The organism is Oribacterium sp. NK2B42 (assembly GCF_000424445.1).
Taxonomy (GTDB): Bacteria; Bacillota; Clostridia; order Lachnospirales; family Lachnospiraceae; genus Oribacterium.
This window is the reverse complement of the sequence record NZ_AUJX01000008.1, coordinates 58259-74331: the sequence shown is the minus strand read 5'-3', so window position 1 is coordinate 74331 and position 16073 is coordinate 58259. Positions and strand designations below refer to the sequence as shown.

General features: G+C 44.6%; 13 protein-coding genes. All 13 read right to left on the bottom strand.

The features are described from left to right. Nucleotides 1-37: 37 nt before the first annotated feature. Entirely contained in the window at nucleotides 38-214 is a 177-nt protein-coding gene (gene rpsU / locus G625_RS0104675; protein WP_005539624.1) for a 30S ribosomal protein S21, read from the bottom strand. Between the two features lie 155 nt (nucleotides 215-369). Continuing rightward, nucleotides 370-3075 (bottom strand): alanine--tRNA ligase, encoded by a 2706-nt coding sequence (gene alaS / locus G625_RS0104670; RefSeq protein WP_029200182.1) that lies wholly within the window; start codon nucleotides 3073-3075, stop codon nucleotides 370-372. A 122-nt stretch (nucleotides 3076-3197) separates the two neighbouring features. Beyond that, entirely contained in the window at nucleotides 3198-3764 is a 567-nt protein-coding gene (locus G625_RS0104665; RefSeq protein WP_198014857.1) for a hypothetical protein, read from the bottom strand. Nucleotides 3765-3770: 6 nt separating this feature from the next. Further along, nucleotides 3771-5405 carry an MBL fold metallo-hydrolase RNA specificity domain-containing protein gene (locus tag G625_RS0104660; RefSeq protein ID WP_029200180.1) on the bottom strand — a complete coding sequence of 545 codons (1635 nt, stop codon included), beginning with the start codon at nucleotides 5403-5405 and terminating at the stop codon, nucleotides 3771-3773. 173 nt (nucleotides 5406-5578) lie between these two features. Further along, entirely contained in the window at nucleotides 5579-6292 is a 714-nt protein-coding gene (locus G625_RS0104655; protein ID WP_029200179.1) for an ABC transporter ATP-binding protein, read from the bottom strand. Nucleotides 6293-6304: 12 nt separating this feature from the next. Next, a complete protein-coding gene (locus G625_RS0104650; protein ID WP_029200178.1) occupies nucleotides 6305-7066 on the bottom strand; it encodes an ABC transporter ATP-binding protein in 762 nt (253 codons plus the stop codon). A gap of 1 nt (nucleotide 7067) precedes the next feature. After that, on the bottom strand, nucleotides 7068-8144 hold the full coding sequence (locus G625_RS0104645) for a branched-chain amino acid ABC transporter permease (RefSeq protein WP_029200177.1): 1077 nt from the start codon (nucleotides 8142-8144) through the stop codon (nucleotides 7068-7070). Between the two features lie 6 nt (nucleotides 8145-8150). After that, complete coding sequence (locus G625_RS0104640; protein ID WP_029200176.1) at nucleotides 8151-9032, bottom strand: branched-chain amino acid ABC transporter permease; 882 nt, start codon at nucleotides 9030-9032, stop codon at nucleotides 8151-8153. Nucleotides 9033-9212: 180 nt separating this feature from the next. Next, a complete protein-coding gene (locus G625_RS0104635; RefSeq protein WP_029200175.1) occupies nucleotides 9213-10448 on the bottom strand; it encodes an ABC transporter substrate-binding protein in 1236 nt (411 codons plus the stop codon). Nucleotides 10449-10778: 330 nt separating this feature from the next. Beyond that, nucleotides 10779-11786 (bottom strand): NAD(P)H-dependent glycerol-3-phosphate dehydrogenase, encoded by a 1008-nt coding sequence (locus G625_RS0104630; protein ID WP_044931611.1) that lies wholly within the window; start codon nucleotides 11784-11786, stop codon nucleotides 10779-10781. 95 nt (nucleotides 11787-11881) lie between these two features. Continuing rightward, entirely contained in the window at nucleotides 11882-12529 is a 648-nt protein-coding gene (gene plsY / locus G625_RS0104625; RefSeq protein WP_242826592.1) for a glycerol-3-phosphate 1-O-acyltransferase PlsY, read from the bottom strand. Next, the gene (gene der, locus G625_RS0104620; RefSeq protein ID WP_029200172.1) at nucleotides 12526-13860 is read right to left on the bottom strand and encodes a ribosome biogenesis GTPase Der; all 1335 of its coding nucleotides are present in this window, start codon (nucleotides 13858-13860) and stop codon (nucleotides 12526-12528) included. Before der ends, plsY begins: the two co-directional genes overlap by 4 nt. Nucleotides 13861-14247: 387 nt before the next feature. Next, nucleotides 14248-15951: a phospho-sugar mutase gene (locus G625_RS18380; protein ID WP_044931609.1), complete on the bottom strand. Its 1704-nt coding sequence runs from the start codon at nucleotides 15949-15951 to the stop codon at nucleotides 14248-14250. Nucleotides 15952-16073: the final 122 nt, after the last annotated feature.

Below are 16073 nucleotides of genomic sequence, written 5' to 3'. Positions count from 1 at the left end.
GAATCAGGGCTACACTTTTTAAATAATCTATTTACGATTAGTTGAACTTACGCTTTCTAGCCGCCTCAGACTTCTTCTTACGTCTTACAGATGGCTTCTCGTAATGCTCTCTCTTGCGAATCTCCTGCTGAATGCCGGCCTTAGCGCAGTTTCTCTTGAATCTACGTAAAGCGCTGTCAAGAGACTCGTTCTCTTTTACGATAACATTTGACATGCTGAAACCCAAACCTCCCTTCGGGTACAAACTCTGGATAATTATAACACATGATCTCAATTCGTCAAGCAAAACCTTAATGAAATTAAAGTTTTATATCGAAATGATGATCAGCGCCCTGTATTATACCTTAAAATCCTCACGGATTTCAATCTTTATTTAATCTGCTCCCTGATAACTTCACCGGCCTTCTTAACAGCCTCATCGATCCCGGAAGCATCCTTACCACCGGCCTGAGCCATATTGGGACGTCCGCCACCGCCGCCTCCTACTATAGGAGCAACGGCCTTGATAAGGTTTCCTGCGTGAGCACCTGCCTTGACAGCTGCATCTGTAGCCATGGCAACCATGGATACCTTGCCATCCTTATCAGAGATAAGAAGTACTACTCCTTCACCAAGCTTAGCCTTAAGGTCATCTCCAAGGTTACGGAGCTCATTCATATCTACTCCGGCAACATGAGCCGCAAGGAACTTAACGCCGTTAACTTCTGTAACATTGTCCATTACATCGCCGAGCGCATTCTTTGCTTCCCTGCTCTTAAGGGCTTCGTTCTCGCTCTTAAGATCCTTAAGTTCCTTCTGAAGGGACTTGATATGATCCGCAAGAGTTGCAGGTGTAGCCTTAACCAGCTCTGCTGCAGCATTGATCTCCTTCTCAAGGTTCTCGTAATACTTACGTACATTCTCGCCTGTAAGAGCCTCGATACGTCTTACACCGGCAGCAACACCGGCTTCACTTACGATCTTGAACTGACCGATCTGAAGTGTGTTCTCAACGTGAGTACCACCGCAAAGTTCTACAGAGAAGTCGCCCATACGTACAACTCTTACCTCTGCACCGTACTTCTCACCGAAAAGCGCCATAGCTCCTGACTTTTTAGCCTCTTCGAGAGTCATGATATCTGTTCTTACGGAAAGTCCTTCACGGATCTTCTCATTAACGATATCCTCAACCTTCCTGAGCTCTTCTTTGGTCATAGCCTGGAAGTGTGAGAAGTCAAATCTGGTTCTGCCTGCATCCTGGAAAGAACCTGCCTGCTCTACATGAGTTCCGAGAACTTCACGGAGCGCCTTCTGAAGAAGGTGTGTTGCAGAGTGGTTTCTGCAGGTATCCATACGATTTGAAGCATCAACCTTAAGAGTAACTGTATCATTAAGCTTGATCATACCGTTCTTCATCACACCGATATGTGCGATCTTGTTTCCACCGATATGTTCTGTCTTCTTAACTTCAAATACTGCGGCACCCTTACCAAGCTTTGCAGCTTCATCATCGGAAGCTTCTCCGAGAACGATAACACCGGTATCGCCTACCTGACCGCCCATGGTTCCGTAGAAAGGAGTAGTCTCAGTAATGATAGCACCCTCTTCACCATCTGAAAGAGCCTCAACAACAGCCTCCTCTTCACCGAGAGAAACCATTGAAACCACCTTGCTCTCCATCTCAAGCTTGTTATAGCCATCAAAGGAACAGCTGATCTCAGGATCAAGCTCGTCATATACTGTTGCAGCATGTCCGCTGTACTCTGACATCTTACCGGACTCGAGTCTGTCCTTACGTCCCTGCTTTTTCTGCTTCTCCATGGCAGCCTTGAAGCCCTCTTCATCTACTGTGAAGCCCTTCTCCTCAAGGATCTCCTTGGTATTGTCAACAGGGAATCCATATGTATCATAAAGTTTGAATGCGTCCTCACCTGAAAGCACCTTCTCGCCAGATGCAGACAGTGCCGCTTCCATCTCTTCAAGAATCTCCATACCCTGCTCATAGGTCTTCTCGAACTTCTCTTCCTCAGCCTTAACTACGCTGAGAATGAAGTCCTTCTTCTCATCCAGCTCAGGATAACCGTCCTTTGAGGTCTCGATAACCCTCTCAACAAGTGTAGGCAGGAATGAACCTTTGATTCCAAGCTTTCTTCCGTGACGTACTGCACGACGGATGATACGGCGGAGTACATAACCTCTTCCGTTATTTGAAGGCATGATACCGTCTGAGATCATAAAGGTCATGGAACGTGAGTGATCTGTTATGATACGAACAGAAATGTCAGACTCATGTGTCTCGGGCTTGTCGTACTCGATTCCTCCTGCGATCTCGCAGATAAGATCTCTGAGACTCTTAAGTGTATCAACATCAAAGATGGATGCAACATCCTGAACAGCTACTGCAAGTCTCTCAAGACCCATACCTGTATCGATGTTCTTCTGTGCAAGATCTGTATAATGGTTCTCGCCGTCATTGTTGAACTGGCTGAATACGATGTTCCATACTTCCATGAAACGGTCGCCTTCTCCACCCATTACATCCTCAGGACCGTTGCCATACTTCTCTCCACGGTCATAGTAGATCTCTGAGCAGGGACCGCAAGGGCCTGAACCGTGCTCCCAGAAGTTATCTTCCTTTCCGAACTTATAAATGCGCTCGGCAGGAATATGCATATCGTTAAGCCATATATCATAAGCTTCCTGGTCATCCACATAAACTGAAGGATAAAGTCTCTCAGGATCGAGTCCGACTCTCTCCGTAAGGAACTCCCAGGCCCATGGAATAGCTTCTTTCTTAAAGTAATCACCAAACGAGAAGTTTCCGAGCATCTCGAAATATGTGCCATGACGGGCAGTCTTACCAACATTCTCAAGATCACCTGTACGGATACACTTCTGGCAGGTTGTCACTCTGCGTCTCGGCGGAATCTCCTGCCCGGTAAACCATGGCTTCATAGGCGCCATGCCTGAATTTATAATAAGCAATGAATTGTCATTGTGTGGCACCAGTGAGAAACTGTTTAAGCGTAAGCATCCCTTCTCCTCAAAGAAGCTAAGGAACAGTTCACGTAATTCATTTACGCCTCTGTACTGCATTCTTGTTATCTCCTCGTTATTTCTAAACTATATTGCCGATTAGGCTGTTTTTTCCGTATAAGTCCTTGTCTTTGGGCAGACTTACACAGTTCGTTAACCCGTAAAATATACCACAGCACATTTTAAGTTGCAAGATAGGACGTATATTCTTTGATGAGGTCCTTACAGTGTTCCCGTGTCACCGTGATATACCTGTCGAGATAATCTATTCTTTCCTGAATGCTAACCTTATTATGCCCCACAGTTTTCATACACTCATGGTTTCTGGAAACCAGAAAAGTGTTTTCACCGTCAAAGAATGCTTTTTTCTCCCCCTCCGGCATCTTGGCTATTATATCATTCCCAAGAGCCTTCAATTCATGATCCCAGAGATCCGCTATCTTCTGGTAATTATCTTTAAGAGATTCATCCTGTTCCAGAGTGGATATCCTTTCATAAAGAGTATCCAGCTCATCAAAATGGGAATTATATTTTTCCAGGAGCTCTTCTTCAGGTTCACTGATTTCCTCAATAGCCGTAAATATGAGTTGTTCTTCTTTTTCATGCGGAAGTGTCTCCGCTACAGATTCCATCTCGAAAGAATCGAGTCTGTCCTTAAGATATATTCTTAATCCCAAAGTAATAATGGTGCACACCAAAGTGAGCACCATTATCCCCCAAAGTGTTTTTTTCGAAATTCTATTGTGCATGTTTTATCATCTCATCCATTTGTCATAGAGATTCAGTATCTGGTCGGTGAACTTTGCAAGATCCTTGTTGGTTCCGCCGTAATTTGCCCTGACAGCCGTAAGAAGCTTATTGTACGCAGACATAAGTCTGTCATATGCCGCGTCAGATATCTTTCTCCTTCCGGGTATGCCGCTGGAAGAATACTCCGCTTCCTTAACCACACGGACAGGCTGTCCCTCAAATTCCCACTTACCGTTTGCAAGATTGAAAACGGATCCGGAATATGGGCAGTCAACTTTATAACCAAGCTTTTCAAATATAAGTGAAGCCAATGTCTTCATGGCGCCATCATCACCGTGAACAAGGAAAACTCTGTCCGGCCTATTGAGATCATACGCAGATATCCAGTCTATAAGACCATCCTGATCAGCGTGTGAAGACATCGCCGCCATCTGGGCGATCTCTGCCCTGACCACAATCTCCTCTCCAAATATCCTGACAGTCTTTGCACCGTCTACAAGCACGCGCCCCAGGGTTCCCTCAGCCTGATATCCCGCAAAAACTATTGTGGACTCAGGTCTCCAGAGGTTGTACTTGATATGGTGCCTGATACGGCCGGCATCACACATTCCGGATGCGGAGATAATAATCTTTGGTGTCTCGTCATAATTGATGTATCTGGATTCCTCGGAAGTGATCAGGAGATTAAGTCCTTTAAAGGATATAGGATTTATACCCTTCATGACAAGCTCTCTTGTGGCATCATCATAGCAGTCCGAAAGATTCTGAGTAAACACATGAGTTGCTTCAACTGCCAGAGGGCTGTCTACATAAACAGGAAAATCCCCGTGTCCCGTTACAAGCTTATCCTGCTTTATCTGTCTGAACAGGTACAGAAGCTCCTGAGTACGTCCAACCGCAAATGCAGGCATTACCACATTACCGCCCCTGTCCAGGGTTCTCTGGGTTATCTTCACAAGATCATCAATGTGATTAACGCTCTTATCATGGAACCTGTCTCCATAAGTGGATTCCATTACCACATAATCCGCATCATGAATGTATTGCGGATCCCTGATAAGCGGTTTATCAAAATTACCCAGATCTCCTGAGAACACTATCTTCTTCGAAATTCCGTTTTCATTTATCAAAACCTCAATGGACGCAGATCCCAACAGATGTCCGGCATCTATAAACCGAATCTTAACTCCGTCCCCAAGCTCCACAACTTCATTGTAGTCAACACCGCGAAAATGCTCCAGTACTCCATTTACGTCATTGAGATCATAGATAGGAACCACTTTGTCAGCCCCTGCTCTTTGACCCTTACGATTTTTATACTCAGTCTCCTGCATCTGTATATGTGCCGAATCCCTGAGCATTATGCTAACCAGGTCTTCCGTTGCCCTTGTGGTAACTACCGTTCCGTTAAAGCCGTTCTTGTAAGCATATGGAATCATACCGGAATGGTCGATATGGGCATGTGTCAAAAGTATGTAATCAATATCAGAATATTTCACCGGCAGGGGAGCATTCTCATAATGCTTCGTCCCCTGCTGCATGCCGCAGTCAATCATGATCTTTAATCCCACTGCATGAAGATAATGTAATGAACCGGTTACTTCATGATCAGCTCCGATAAAGTAAAGTTTCATAGTCACCTCCGGTCAAATCTGGAACGTCAGCCAATTTAAATCCTCTTTGTAAAGGCTTGACACTGCCGTCATGTTTTCACAAAAACCTGATAGAGCAAATAAAAAAGTCCTGTCAATATAACATTATTATACCAACAGAACTTTTTGAATTCCATGCTTCTATATTTGATTATCGATAATTATTCCGAAAGATAAGCAGCCTTGACCTTGGGGTCATTCGCAAGCTCCTGAGCATTACCCTCGATGGTGATATTTCCGGTCTCAAGCACGTAAGCACGGTTAGCAATGGACAGGGCCTTGTTGGCATTCTGCTCTACCAGAAGCACCGTAACGCCTGAGTCGTGGATCTTCTCAATGATGTTGAAGATCTCATTTACATAGATAGGTGAAAGTCCCATGGAGGGCTCGTCAAGAACCATCATCTCAGGATTACTCATAAGAGCTCTTCCCATGGCAAGCATCTGCTGCTCACCTCCGGAAAGCGTTCCGGCCATCTGATTTTTACGCTCTTCCAGTCTGGGGAAATGTTCATACACCGTTCTGAGAGTGGCTTCAATGCCCTCTTTATCCTTACGGGTGTAGGCTCCGAGCATCAGGTTCTGGTAAACCGAAAGAGTTGCAAAAACTCTTCTCCCCTCAGGAACATGGGCAAGCCCGTCAGCCACCAGCTGGTGTCCCGGTGTATGGATGATCTCTTTTCCGTTATACATAACGCTTCCGGAGCGGGCCGGTATCAGTCCCGTTATAGTCTGAAGTGTGGTGGTTTTTCCGGCTCCGTTTGCACCGATAAGAGTTACTATCTCACCTTTGTCAACATGGAAGGAAATGCCTTTAAGCGCATGGATCACACCGTAATATACGTTCAGATCCTTAACATCTAACATTATACTCATCAGTTTCCCTCCTTAATCACCAAGATATGCTTTTATAACTTCAGGATCATGCAGAACATCCTGAGTCAGTCCCTGCTTAAGTACCTGTCCGAAATTAAGAACTGTTAATCTGTCGCAGATACCGGAAACAAGCTTCATATCATGCTCTATCAGAAGGATCGTCATGTCGAATTTATCTCTTACGAGACGTATGGTATTCATAAGCTCTTCGGTTTCATTGGGGTTCATTCCGGCTGCCGGCTCATCAAGGAGAAGCAGCTTCGGATCTGTTGCAAGGGCTCTGGCGATTTCAAGCTTTCTCTGCTGACCATAAGGAAGATTTGAAGCCTTATAATCGCAATATCCGTCCAGCTCGAAAACCTTCAGAAGCTCCAGAGCTCTCTCATCCATCTGTTTTTCCACCTTGCGGAACTTAGGTGTACGAAAAATTCCGTCAAGGGTTGAATAAGTATGGTTGTTATGAAGTCCCACCTTAACATTATCCAAAACGGATAGCTGAGAAAAAAGACGTATATTCTGGAAGGTTCTGGCTATGCCCTTCTTATTTATAGCCTCACAGTCAAGTCCGGTAATGTTGTCTCCATCCAGGGTTATCTGCCCGTTTGTAGGTTTATATACTCCGGTCAACAGGTTGAATACAGTGGTTTTTCCGGCACCGTTAGGTCCGATCAGTCCGTAAAGCTCGTTTTTTTCGATTTCAACATTAAACTTATCTACAGCTTTTAATCCGCCAAAGGAAATACCAAGACTGTCTACTTTAAGTAATGCAGCCATATCAATCCATCTCCTTTCCGCCCTTATTTTTACCATGTAATGCCGTCATAATACGCTCACGGTACTGCATGAAAGCCGGTGCCGATGTAAACAGCATCATAAAAATAAGAACCACAGCATATATAAGCATTCGATAATCACTGAGGCCTCTCAACAACTCCGGAAGGAGGGTCAGAACAACTGCCGCTATGACAGAACCCCGGATATTTCCGATTCCGCCCATTACCACAAATACAAGGATCATAATGGACTGATTATAACCAAAGTTCTTGGGAAGAGCCTGGAGGGAACTCAAATTATGTGCGTAAAGCACACCGCCAACTCCTGCGATAGCCGCAGAAATTGTAAATGCCAGAAGCTTATACTTTGTGATATTAAGTCCTACTGACTCGGCCGCTATTCTGTTGTCTCTGATGGCCATTATGGCACGTCCCGTCCTTGAGTTTATGAGATTCAGGATAATGAATAAAGCAATAAGCAGTAATATAACACCTATTGTGAAATTTGAATTTTTGGGAGCACCGGTTATACCCTGTGCACCTTTGATGATAATGGTTCCGCCATCCATATTGAGATGCATACTGTCCTCAAGAGAAAAATGAGGTCCCTTTGCATCCACGCCAAAATAAAGGGCATTAACCAGATTCTTTATGATCTCACCGAAAGCAAGTGTAACTATGGCAAGATAATCTCCCTTAAGTCTCAGAACCGGAATACCGATGAGGAATCCAAAAAATGCAGCAGATACAGCACCGATAAGTATAGCGATAAAAAACCTTACCCCATCCGGCATGGATGATGACTTCATAAGCATTGACCAGGTTGCACTGGTAAAGGCTCCTATACACATAAATCCGGCATGACCGAGAGAAAGCTCTCCGGAGATACCTACCACCAGATTGAGACTCACCGCAAGTATGGAATAAATGCAGAGAGGAACCAGAAGTCCCTTCAGAAGGGAGGTGATGTTCCCGGTCTTCATCATTACCTCAACAACGATATACGCAGCGATCACCATACCGAAAGTAATCAGATTGCTGCGAAAGATTTTCTGTTTTTCAACATTAACTTTATCCATACTATCTCACACTTTCTCCATGATTTTCTTACCAAGTATACCTGTAGGCTTCACGAGAAGAACGATGATCAAAACAGAAAACACGATTGCATCCGAAAGCTTTGAAGATATATATGCCTTTGCAAGATTTTCCAAAACACCAAGTATTATTCCGCCGATGAATGCACCGGGGATAGAGCCGATGCCTCCCAGAACCGCAGCTACAAATGCCTTGATACCGGGCATGGCACCTGTGGTCGGAGTAAGTGTAGGGTATGCGGAGCAAAGAAGAATACCGCCTATGGCAGCAAGAGCTGATCCTATGGCGAAGGTCATGGAAATGGTTCCGTTAACATCCACACCCATAAGGGTAGCTGCACCCTTATCCTCCGAAACAGCCAGCATAGCCTGACCGGCTTTTGTTTTATTGATAAAAGTCACGAGACCTGTAACTATGATGATACAGGTTACGATCGTAACGATAGTCTCTCCGGATATGGTAAGCTGTCCTCCTGCAAGCTTCACCGGCTTAAGCGGCACAAAGGAGCTGAAGCTCTTTGGATTTGCGGTAAAGATAAGCTGCGCAAGGTTCTGAAGAAGGTAAGATACACCGATAGCTGTAATAAGCACGGATAATGAATTTGCCTGACGAAGAGGCTTATATGCAACCTTCTCAATGGTGATACCAAGTAATGTACAGACCGCCATGCTGACCAGCACTGCCACAGGTATAGGGAGTCCCATGGAATTAAGTGCTATAAAAGCCGTGTATCCGCCCACCATCAGTATGTCACCATGTGCAAAATTCAGCATCTTGGCGATACCATATACCATGGTATATCCAAGAGCGATAATAGCATACACTGACCCAAGGCTCAGTCCGTTAAGAAGATATGAAATAAAACTCATCATCTTTGCCACCTCATCGTTCAAAATCATCATGTCTATTCATCGACATGTACCCGCGTAATAATAATCTTTCGCAAAAATATCATCACACATTTAAAGGGCTGCTTTTTTTAAAAGCAACCCTTTATGCTTAAAACCTATCAAGTTAGAATACCAGGAAGCTTCCCTGCTCCATATTTATCATTCAGCTGATACGTAAGCGCCGTCCTTGATAACTACTGCCTTAGGCTCCTTATCAACATCGCCCTTCTCATCCCAGGTCATTCCTGAACCTGTTATACCGTCATATTTAAGAGTCTTCATCTGCTCTTCAATACCTGCACCGATGGCGTCAACTGACATATCCGGTGTAAGGTTTCCTGCTTCGATAGCAGCCTTGATGATATATGCAGCATCATAAGCATCTGCAGCAAACTGGATCGGTGTTCCGCCGAATGCTTCTTTATACTTTGTTACGAAGTTAACTGTCGCATCATCTGTTGCATCAGCCGCAAACGGAGTAAGAAGCATAAGTCCCTCTGCAAGTGATGTGTCGAAATTCTCAACATCAAGGATTCCGTCCATACCGTCTACACCGAAGAAAATCGGCTTATAGCCCATTGTGTCGGCCTGTGTAAGTACAAGAGCTGCCTCTGTGTAGTAGAAAGGAAGGAATGCCAGCTCTGCGCCTGATGCCTGCATCTTCTGAAGCTGTGTAGAGAAATCTGTCTTTGAATCTGCTGTAAACTGCTCTGTATCTACGATCTCGATTCCGTAATTCTGTGCCTCTGAAGCAAATGACTCATAGATTCCGCTTGAGTAAACATCTGATGAATCATAAAGGATAGCTACCTTTGTAGCAAGCTTGTTCTCTCCGATGTACTGTGCTGACTTGGCACCCTGTGCAGGATCCGAGAAGCATACTCTGTAAGCATTAGCTGTGTTTGTACAATCAACCGCTGAACCTGAAGGTGTAAGCATGAAGAGATTGTCATTAACTGCCTCAGCACCTACTGCGATGGTCGGAGCCGAAGTTGTAGGTCCGATAAGTGCCTGCATTCCCCAGTCTTTTAATGAGTTGTAAGCATTAACAGCCTTCTCCTGATCATGCTCATCATCAGCTGTCTGAAGTTCTACCTGATAGCCATTGATTCCGCCGTTCTCGTTGATCTCATCAATAGCGATCTTTGCGCCATTGACAACTGCTGTTCCATACACTGCAGCACCGCCTGTAAGAGGTCCCTGTGAACCGAACTTCCATGTAAGGTCAGACGAGGCAGCGGCTCCGCCGTCATTAGAAGCAGCGGCTGCTGTTGTCTCTGCCTTATCTCCTGAAGCTGCGGCTGTTGTTGCTGTTGTTCCTGTTGATGAAGAACCGCAGGCAACAAGTGAAGCTGCCATAGCACCTGCGAGTACAGCACTTAAAACTTTTTTCATTACTATTCTCCTCCTAAGTCTTCTTTTTAGAACCGGCCTCCGGTTCATTCCATACTGATCAGACACGCCCTACGTAACCCCATAAGTCCAAATATCTGATACTGAAAACCTTTATTTGATTATAAAAAACAGGCTATCGAAAGTCAATTGCTTTTATAACAAAAAAGCAAATCAATTTTTCTTTCGATAACCTGCGGTTATGTGCGATATAAGTTGAAGCTTGAACCCGTTACTTGATTTCTCTATATCTGTTTTGACTGCCTCAGAGGATGATTCGTTTGCCAAAATGTGTTGATTTTATGCCTGAATACGACAAAAAATCCGATTGTCTTATTTATTGAAGCAAAGCCCCTGATTTTCCAGCCTTCTGTCCCTCATCATGAGATCCTCAACAGCTTTTTCAGGAGACTTGTTTTCAAACAATACCTGATTTATCTCACTAACTATAGGCATGGTCACATTATACTTTTCGGCAAGCTGCAATGCCGCTCTGGATGCATATACACCCTCGACAACCTGTCCCACTTCCTTCATGGCCTCCTTATAGGATTTTCCCTGACCTATAAGTATTCCGGCTCTTCGGTTTCTGGAATGCATGGAGGCACAGGTAACTATCAGATCACCTATTCCGCTGAGTCCCTGGAAGGTTTCTATGTCACATCCCATTTTTACACCAAGCCTAGTGATCTCAGCGATGCCTCTTGTGATAAGGGCTGCCTTGCTGTTGTCTCCGTAACCGAGACCGTCCGCTATTCCCGCAGCGAGAGCAACCACATTCTTGAGAGCGCCTCCGATTTCGATACCCTTTATGTCCGGATTAATGTAAACCCTGAAGCAGTCACACATGAAAGTATCCTGGATAAATCTGGCAGTTTTTTCGGTTCTTGCTCCTGTAACTATGGTTGTGGGAATAAATCTTGACACCTCTTCCGCATGGCTCGGTCCCGACAGCACCGCCACATCCGCCTGGGGTATTTCTTCCTCTATGACATCAGTCATGGTCTTTAAGGAATCAGCTTCAATGCCTTTTGCAACAGACACTATAACCTGACCCTGACGTATGTAGCCGGACATCTTCTTCGAAGTTTCCCTGATATATATGGAAGGAACAGCAAGAACTATCATGTCTCTGTCCTGTAACGCCTGCTGCATATCCGAGGTAACCTTCAAGCCCTGCGGCAACACCGCATCAGGTAAATTTTTATGTTTTCTGCTCACCTCCATTGTCTCAGCATTCTCCAGAGATCTGGTCCAGAGAACTGTCTCATGGTTGTTGTGAGCCAAAAGAATCGCCAAAGCAGTGCCCCATGTGCCGGCACCTATTACCGCTGTCTTCATAAATATTTCCCCTTTAATTAAATGATGGCGGGAATCGCCATAATATGGTGCAGGTCAATAACCCTTACACATTTATGAGCTCTCCCGCCATTGTGTCACTTTTTAAAATGAAATTTACTTTCTTTACCCTTCATAAGGCGGTCAATGTTGCTTCTATGCTGCCATATAGCAAGTGCAGACATAACAAAAGTAATGCCGCATACCAAAGGATATATCTCTGATGAAAACCTGAGTAAACCCATGCGTCCAAACAATGCTGTTAATATAAAAAACATTGCTGACGCTGTAATTGACCCGACACTTACATATCCGGTAACGGTTACTACCAGGATAAATATCAGAATAAGTACTATTCCCAGCTTCCAGTCAAAAGCCAGGATAAGTCCCCAGGAAGTAGCTATGCCCTTTCCGCCCTTCAGTTTCGGAATAAAAGGAAAGTCATGACCCAGCACAGCTCCGGCTCCGGTAAGCAGCGTTATAAGCGCGCTTTCGTCAAAGGTCGCAGGCTTCCATAACATATTAAGGAAAAGAATTGGTATTATGGCCTTAGCCATATCCATAAGAAGTACAGTTGCTCCGGCTTTTTTTCCAAATGTTCTGGAAATGTTGGTGGTTCCGGGATTTCCGGATCCAACCTTGAATATATTGACTCCATGAGCTTTTGCGTAAAGATATCCGCTGGGAATATTACCAAAGAGATACCCTACAACAATAGCAATCACAATATGTGTAATATCCATCATTCTTCTTCCCCGCCTTTTCTTTCACGGATCAGGAACTTAAGCGGGGTTCCCTTGAACCCGAAGGCATCTCTGATCTGATTCTCGATATATCTTGTGTAGGAAAAATGCATAAGCTGAACATCATTTACAAAAATAACGAATGTAGGCGGTTCTACCGCTGTCTGTGTCATGTAGAACAGCTTAAGTCTCTTGCCCTTGTCACTTGGCGGCTGCTTCATGGCAGTCGCACGGGTCATGATCTCATTGAGAACACCGGTACGGATACGCATGGTCTGGTTCTCTCTCACCTGATCCACCAGGTCGAAGATTTTATTCAACCTCTGACCTGTTTCAGCCGAAATGAACAGATACTCCGCATATGGCATGTAGGCAAACTTTTCCTTCAGCTTTGCGGTAAACTCATTGATGGTCTTATCGGTTTTATCCTGGATCGCATCCCATTTATTGACACAGATAATAACACCCTTACCGGATTCATGAGCAATACCGGCGATGGTGGCATCCCCTTCTGTTATTCCCTGGGTAGCATCAATAAGCACAAGACAGATGTCAGCTCTGTCTACAGCCGACACTGTACGAATGACTGAGTATCTTTCTATATCATCTGTAACCTTTCCTTTACGACGAAGTCCTGCGGTATCGATAAAGGTATACTCTTTTCCGTTATGTACGATCTTTGTATCTATGGCATCTCTCGTGGTTCCGGCAATGTCGGAAACTATAACTCTGTTCTGTCCCAAAAGCTTGTTGACCACAGAGCTCTTTCCTACATTCGGTTTTCCGATCAATGCTACCTTTATGGAATCATCCTCTTCCTCATCTCCGACTTTAGCAGGGAAATTTTTGACAACCTCATCAAGAAGGTCTCCCACTCCCATCTGGTTAGCCGACGAGACACCGAAAGGATCACCGAGTCCCAGATTGTAGAACTCATAGATATCATCGCCATACTTTTTAAAGCTGTCGACCTTGTTGACGCAGAGAACTATGGGCTTACCTGATTTACGGAGCATATCCGCTACCTCATAATCAGCATCCACTAAGCCGGTTCTTACGTCTGTCACAAATATGATGACGTCTGCCGTATCTATGGCAAGCTGCGCCTGGGATCTCATTTGCGACAAAATGATATCTTTACTGTCCGGTTCGATTCCTCCTGTATCAACCAATGTGAATTTATAATTAAGCCATTCCGCATCAGCATAGATTCTGTCTCTTGTAACACCCGGGGTATCTTTTACGATAGAGATCTGCTTTCCTGCGATCAGATTGAACAATGTTGACTTTCCTACATTAGGACGGCCAACCACTGCCACTATTATTTTTCTCATTAAAACCACCTATTCTGAAAAATAGACATAAGTTAACTTATATATCTTATCACGTAAAGGGGTGATTCGGCAAGAAGGTAGCGAAAACCGGAAAGAAAATGGCTGACCGGCCAGAAAATGCAAGGGATGGGTGACGGCCCACGGGATTGAAAAGTACATCCGGCACATTCATGTTCGCCCCGACTGCACTGACGTGCATCCGGTTCGTACATGAATGTACCGTCTGTTCTTTCAACCCGCAAGCCTAGCCACCCATCCCTTGCATTTTCTTACATGTTCTATTTATTTACACGGGTAACAAGTTCAGCTAGGTCCTGGATAAACCAGAACCTTGACCGAACTGTTACCCCCGACTGCCGGAACAGTCCTTATGATTTTACATTGCTGTTAATTGAAGTAGTTCTGAAGTTCCTCTGTTATTCTATTTTCCTCATCAGTGGCTGCAGCAAGGTTTGGAGCGCTGACTGAGATGTAGGCTTTGACCTTGGGTTCTGTGCCTGAAGGGCGTACTACCAGGGAACAGTTGTCCTGAAGCAGGAATTTAAGAACGTCTGACTTTGGAAGCCCATCAAGACCTTCAGAATAATCAAGGAGTTTTTCGATTTTCTTTCCGGCGAAGGATACAAGTTCTTTGCTGTTATAGGCGTCGCGGAAATGCTTCATGATCGCCTGCATTTTGGCAAAGCCTGCAGAACCCTCGAACTCGTAGCTGTGAAGTGTGTTCAGGGCAAAGCCGTATTTTTCGTAGAGTTCGTTAAGTTTATCCAGGAGTCCGATTCCCTTTGATCTGTAGAAGGCAAACATCTCACAGATCATGAAGGCAGCGTCAACCGCGTCCTTATCTCTTACATAGGAGCCGGTAAGATATCCATAGCTCTCTTCAAAACCGAAAATGTATCTGTTCTCTTCGCTCTTTGCCTCCAGCTTTCCTATCTGTTCGCCGATAAATTTGAATCCTGTAAGAACATTGATGGTCTTTACACCGTAATCTTCCGCAATACGCTCAGCCATATCGATGGTAACTATAGTTTTTACCATCAAAGGATTCTCAGGCATGGTTCCTGCCTTTACTCTCTGGCTGCATATAAAGTCAAGCAGCAGCATTCCGGTTTCATTTCCGGAAAGGAGTACATATTCTCCCTTGTCATTTCTAACTGCGATACCGCAGCGGTCGCAGTCGGGATCTGTTGCAAGGAGAAGGTCAGCCTGATTACGGGCGGCATACTCCATACCGAGGGCCATGGCTTCTTTGATCTCGGGATTTGGGTAAGGACAGGTAGGGAAATTACCATCAGGCATTTCCTGTTCCATTACAACTGTGATGTTCGTAAAGCCGGTTTCCGTAAGGGCTCTTGTTACGGGTTTAAGACCTGCACCGTTTAATGGCGAATAAACTATGGCAAGATCTCTGTTTACCTTATCTTCCTCCGTAAGTACCGACTGGCTCTTAACTGCTTCTATGAATTTGGTATAAACTTCATCGCTTATGTAGCTGATCTTTCCTGCTTCCATAGCTTCCCTGAAGTCAGCATTTTTGACATCACGGAAGATATCCAGTTTCTCTATTTCTGTCAGAATCTGTTCGGCAGCTTCTGTAGTGATTTGGCATCCGTCAGCACCATAAACCTTATATCCGTTATATTTTGAAGGATTGTGACTTGCGGTCACCATGATTCCGGCAGCACACTGAAGCTCGCGAACCGCAAAGCTGAGGCACGGTGTCGGCATGATATCTTTATAAATGTATACCCGGATATCATTGGCAGCAAAAACTCCTGCCGCTATTTCGGCAAATATATCTGACTTGATACGGGAATCTCTGCTGATGGCGATCTTGCGATCCTCTGGCTTGAAGTTCTTAATCACATAATCCGCAAGACCCTGTGATGCCTTGGCAACGGTATAAATGTTCATGCGGTTTGTTCCGGCACCTATAACTCCACGAAGTCCTCCTGTACCAAAAGCAAGATCACGGTAAAAGGCATCTTCTATTTTACTATCGTCTCCTGTCATAGCATTAAGTTCAGCCACAACGTCCTTATCGCCAATTGCTTTCTCGCACCAGAGTTTATATTGATCTACATAATTCATAGCTATTCATATACTCCTCTATAAACCATTTTTTAATGTTTATTCCCAACATACATATGCCGTTCAAACCAGCTTTTAAATATATTTATTTGATGGTCAATATCATATGCACTGCTAAATAG

Coding starts and splice junctions, on each gene's coding strand:
- rpsU (WP_005539624.1), bottom strand. CDS start 214: ATGTCAAATGTTATCGTAAAAGAGAACGAGTCTCTTGACAGCGCTTTA.
- alaS (WP_029200182.1), bottom strand. CDS start 3,075: ATGCAGTACAGAGGCGTAAATGAATTACGTGAACTGTTCCTTAGCTTC.
- G625_RS0104665 (WP_198014857.1), bottom strand. CDS start 3,764: ATGCACAATAGAATTTCGAAAAAAACACTTTGGGGGATAATGGTGCTC.
- G625_RS0104655 (WP_029200179.1), bottom strand. CDS start 6,292: ATGAGTATAATGTTAGATGTTAAGGATCTGAACGTATATTACGGTGTG.
- G625_RS0104650 (WP_029200178.1), bottom strand. CDS start 7,066: ATGGCTGCATTACTTAAAGTAGACAGTCTTGGTATTTCCTTTGGCGGA.
- G625_RS0104645 (WP_029200177.1), bottom strand. CDS start 8,144: ATGGATAAAGTTAATGTTGAAAAACAGAAAATCTTTCGCAGCAATCTG.
- G625_RS0104640 (WP_029200176.1), bottom strand. CDS start 9,032: ATGAGTTTTATTTCATATCTTCTTAACGGACTGAGCCTTGGGTCAGTG.
- G625_RS0104635 (WP_029200175.1), bottom strand. CDS start 10,448: ATGAAAAAAGTTTTAAGTGCTGTACTCGCAGGTGCTATGGCAGCTTCA.
- G625_RS0104630 (WP_044931611.1), bottom strand. CDS start 11,786: ATGAAGACAGCGGTAATAGGTGCCGGCACATGGGGCACTGCTTTGGCG.
- plsY (WP_242826592.1), bottom strand. CDS start 12,529: ATGATGGATATTACACATATTGTGATTGCTATTGTTGTAGGGTATCTC.
- der (WP_029200172.1), bottom strand. CDS start 13,860: ATGAGAAAAATAATAGTGGCAGTGGTTGGCCGTCCTAATGTAGGAAAG.
- G625_RS18380 (WP_044931609.1), bottom strand. CDS start 15,951: ATGAATTATGTAGATCAATATAAACTCTGGTGCGAGAAAGCAATTGGC.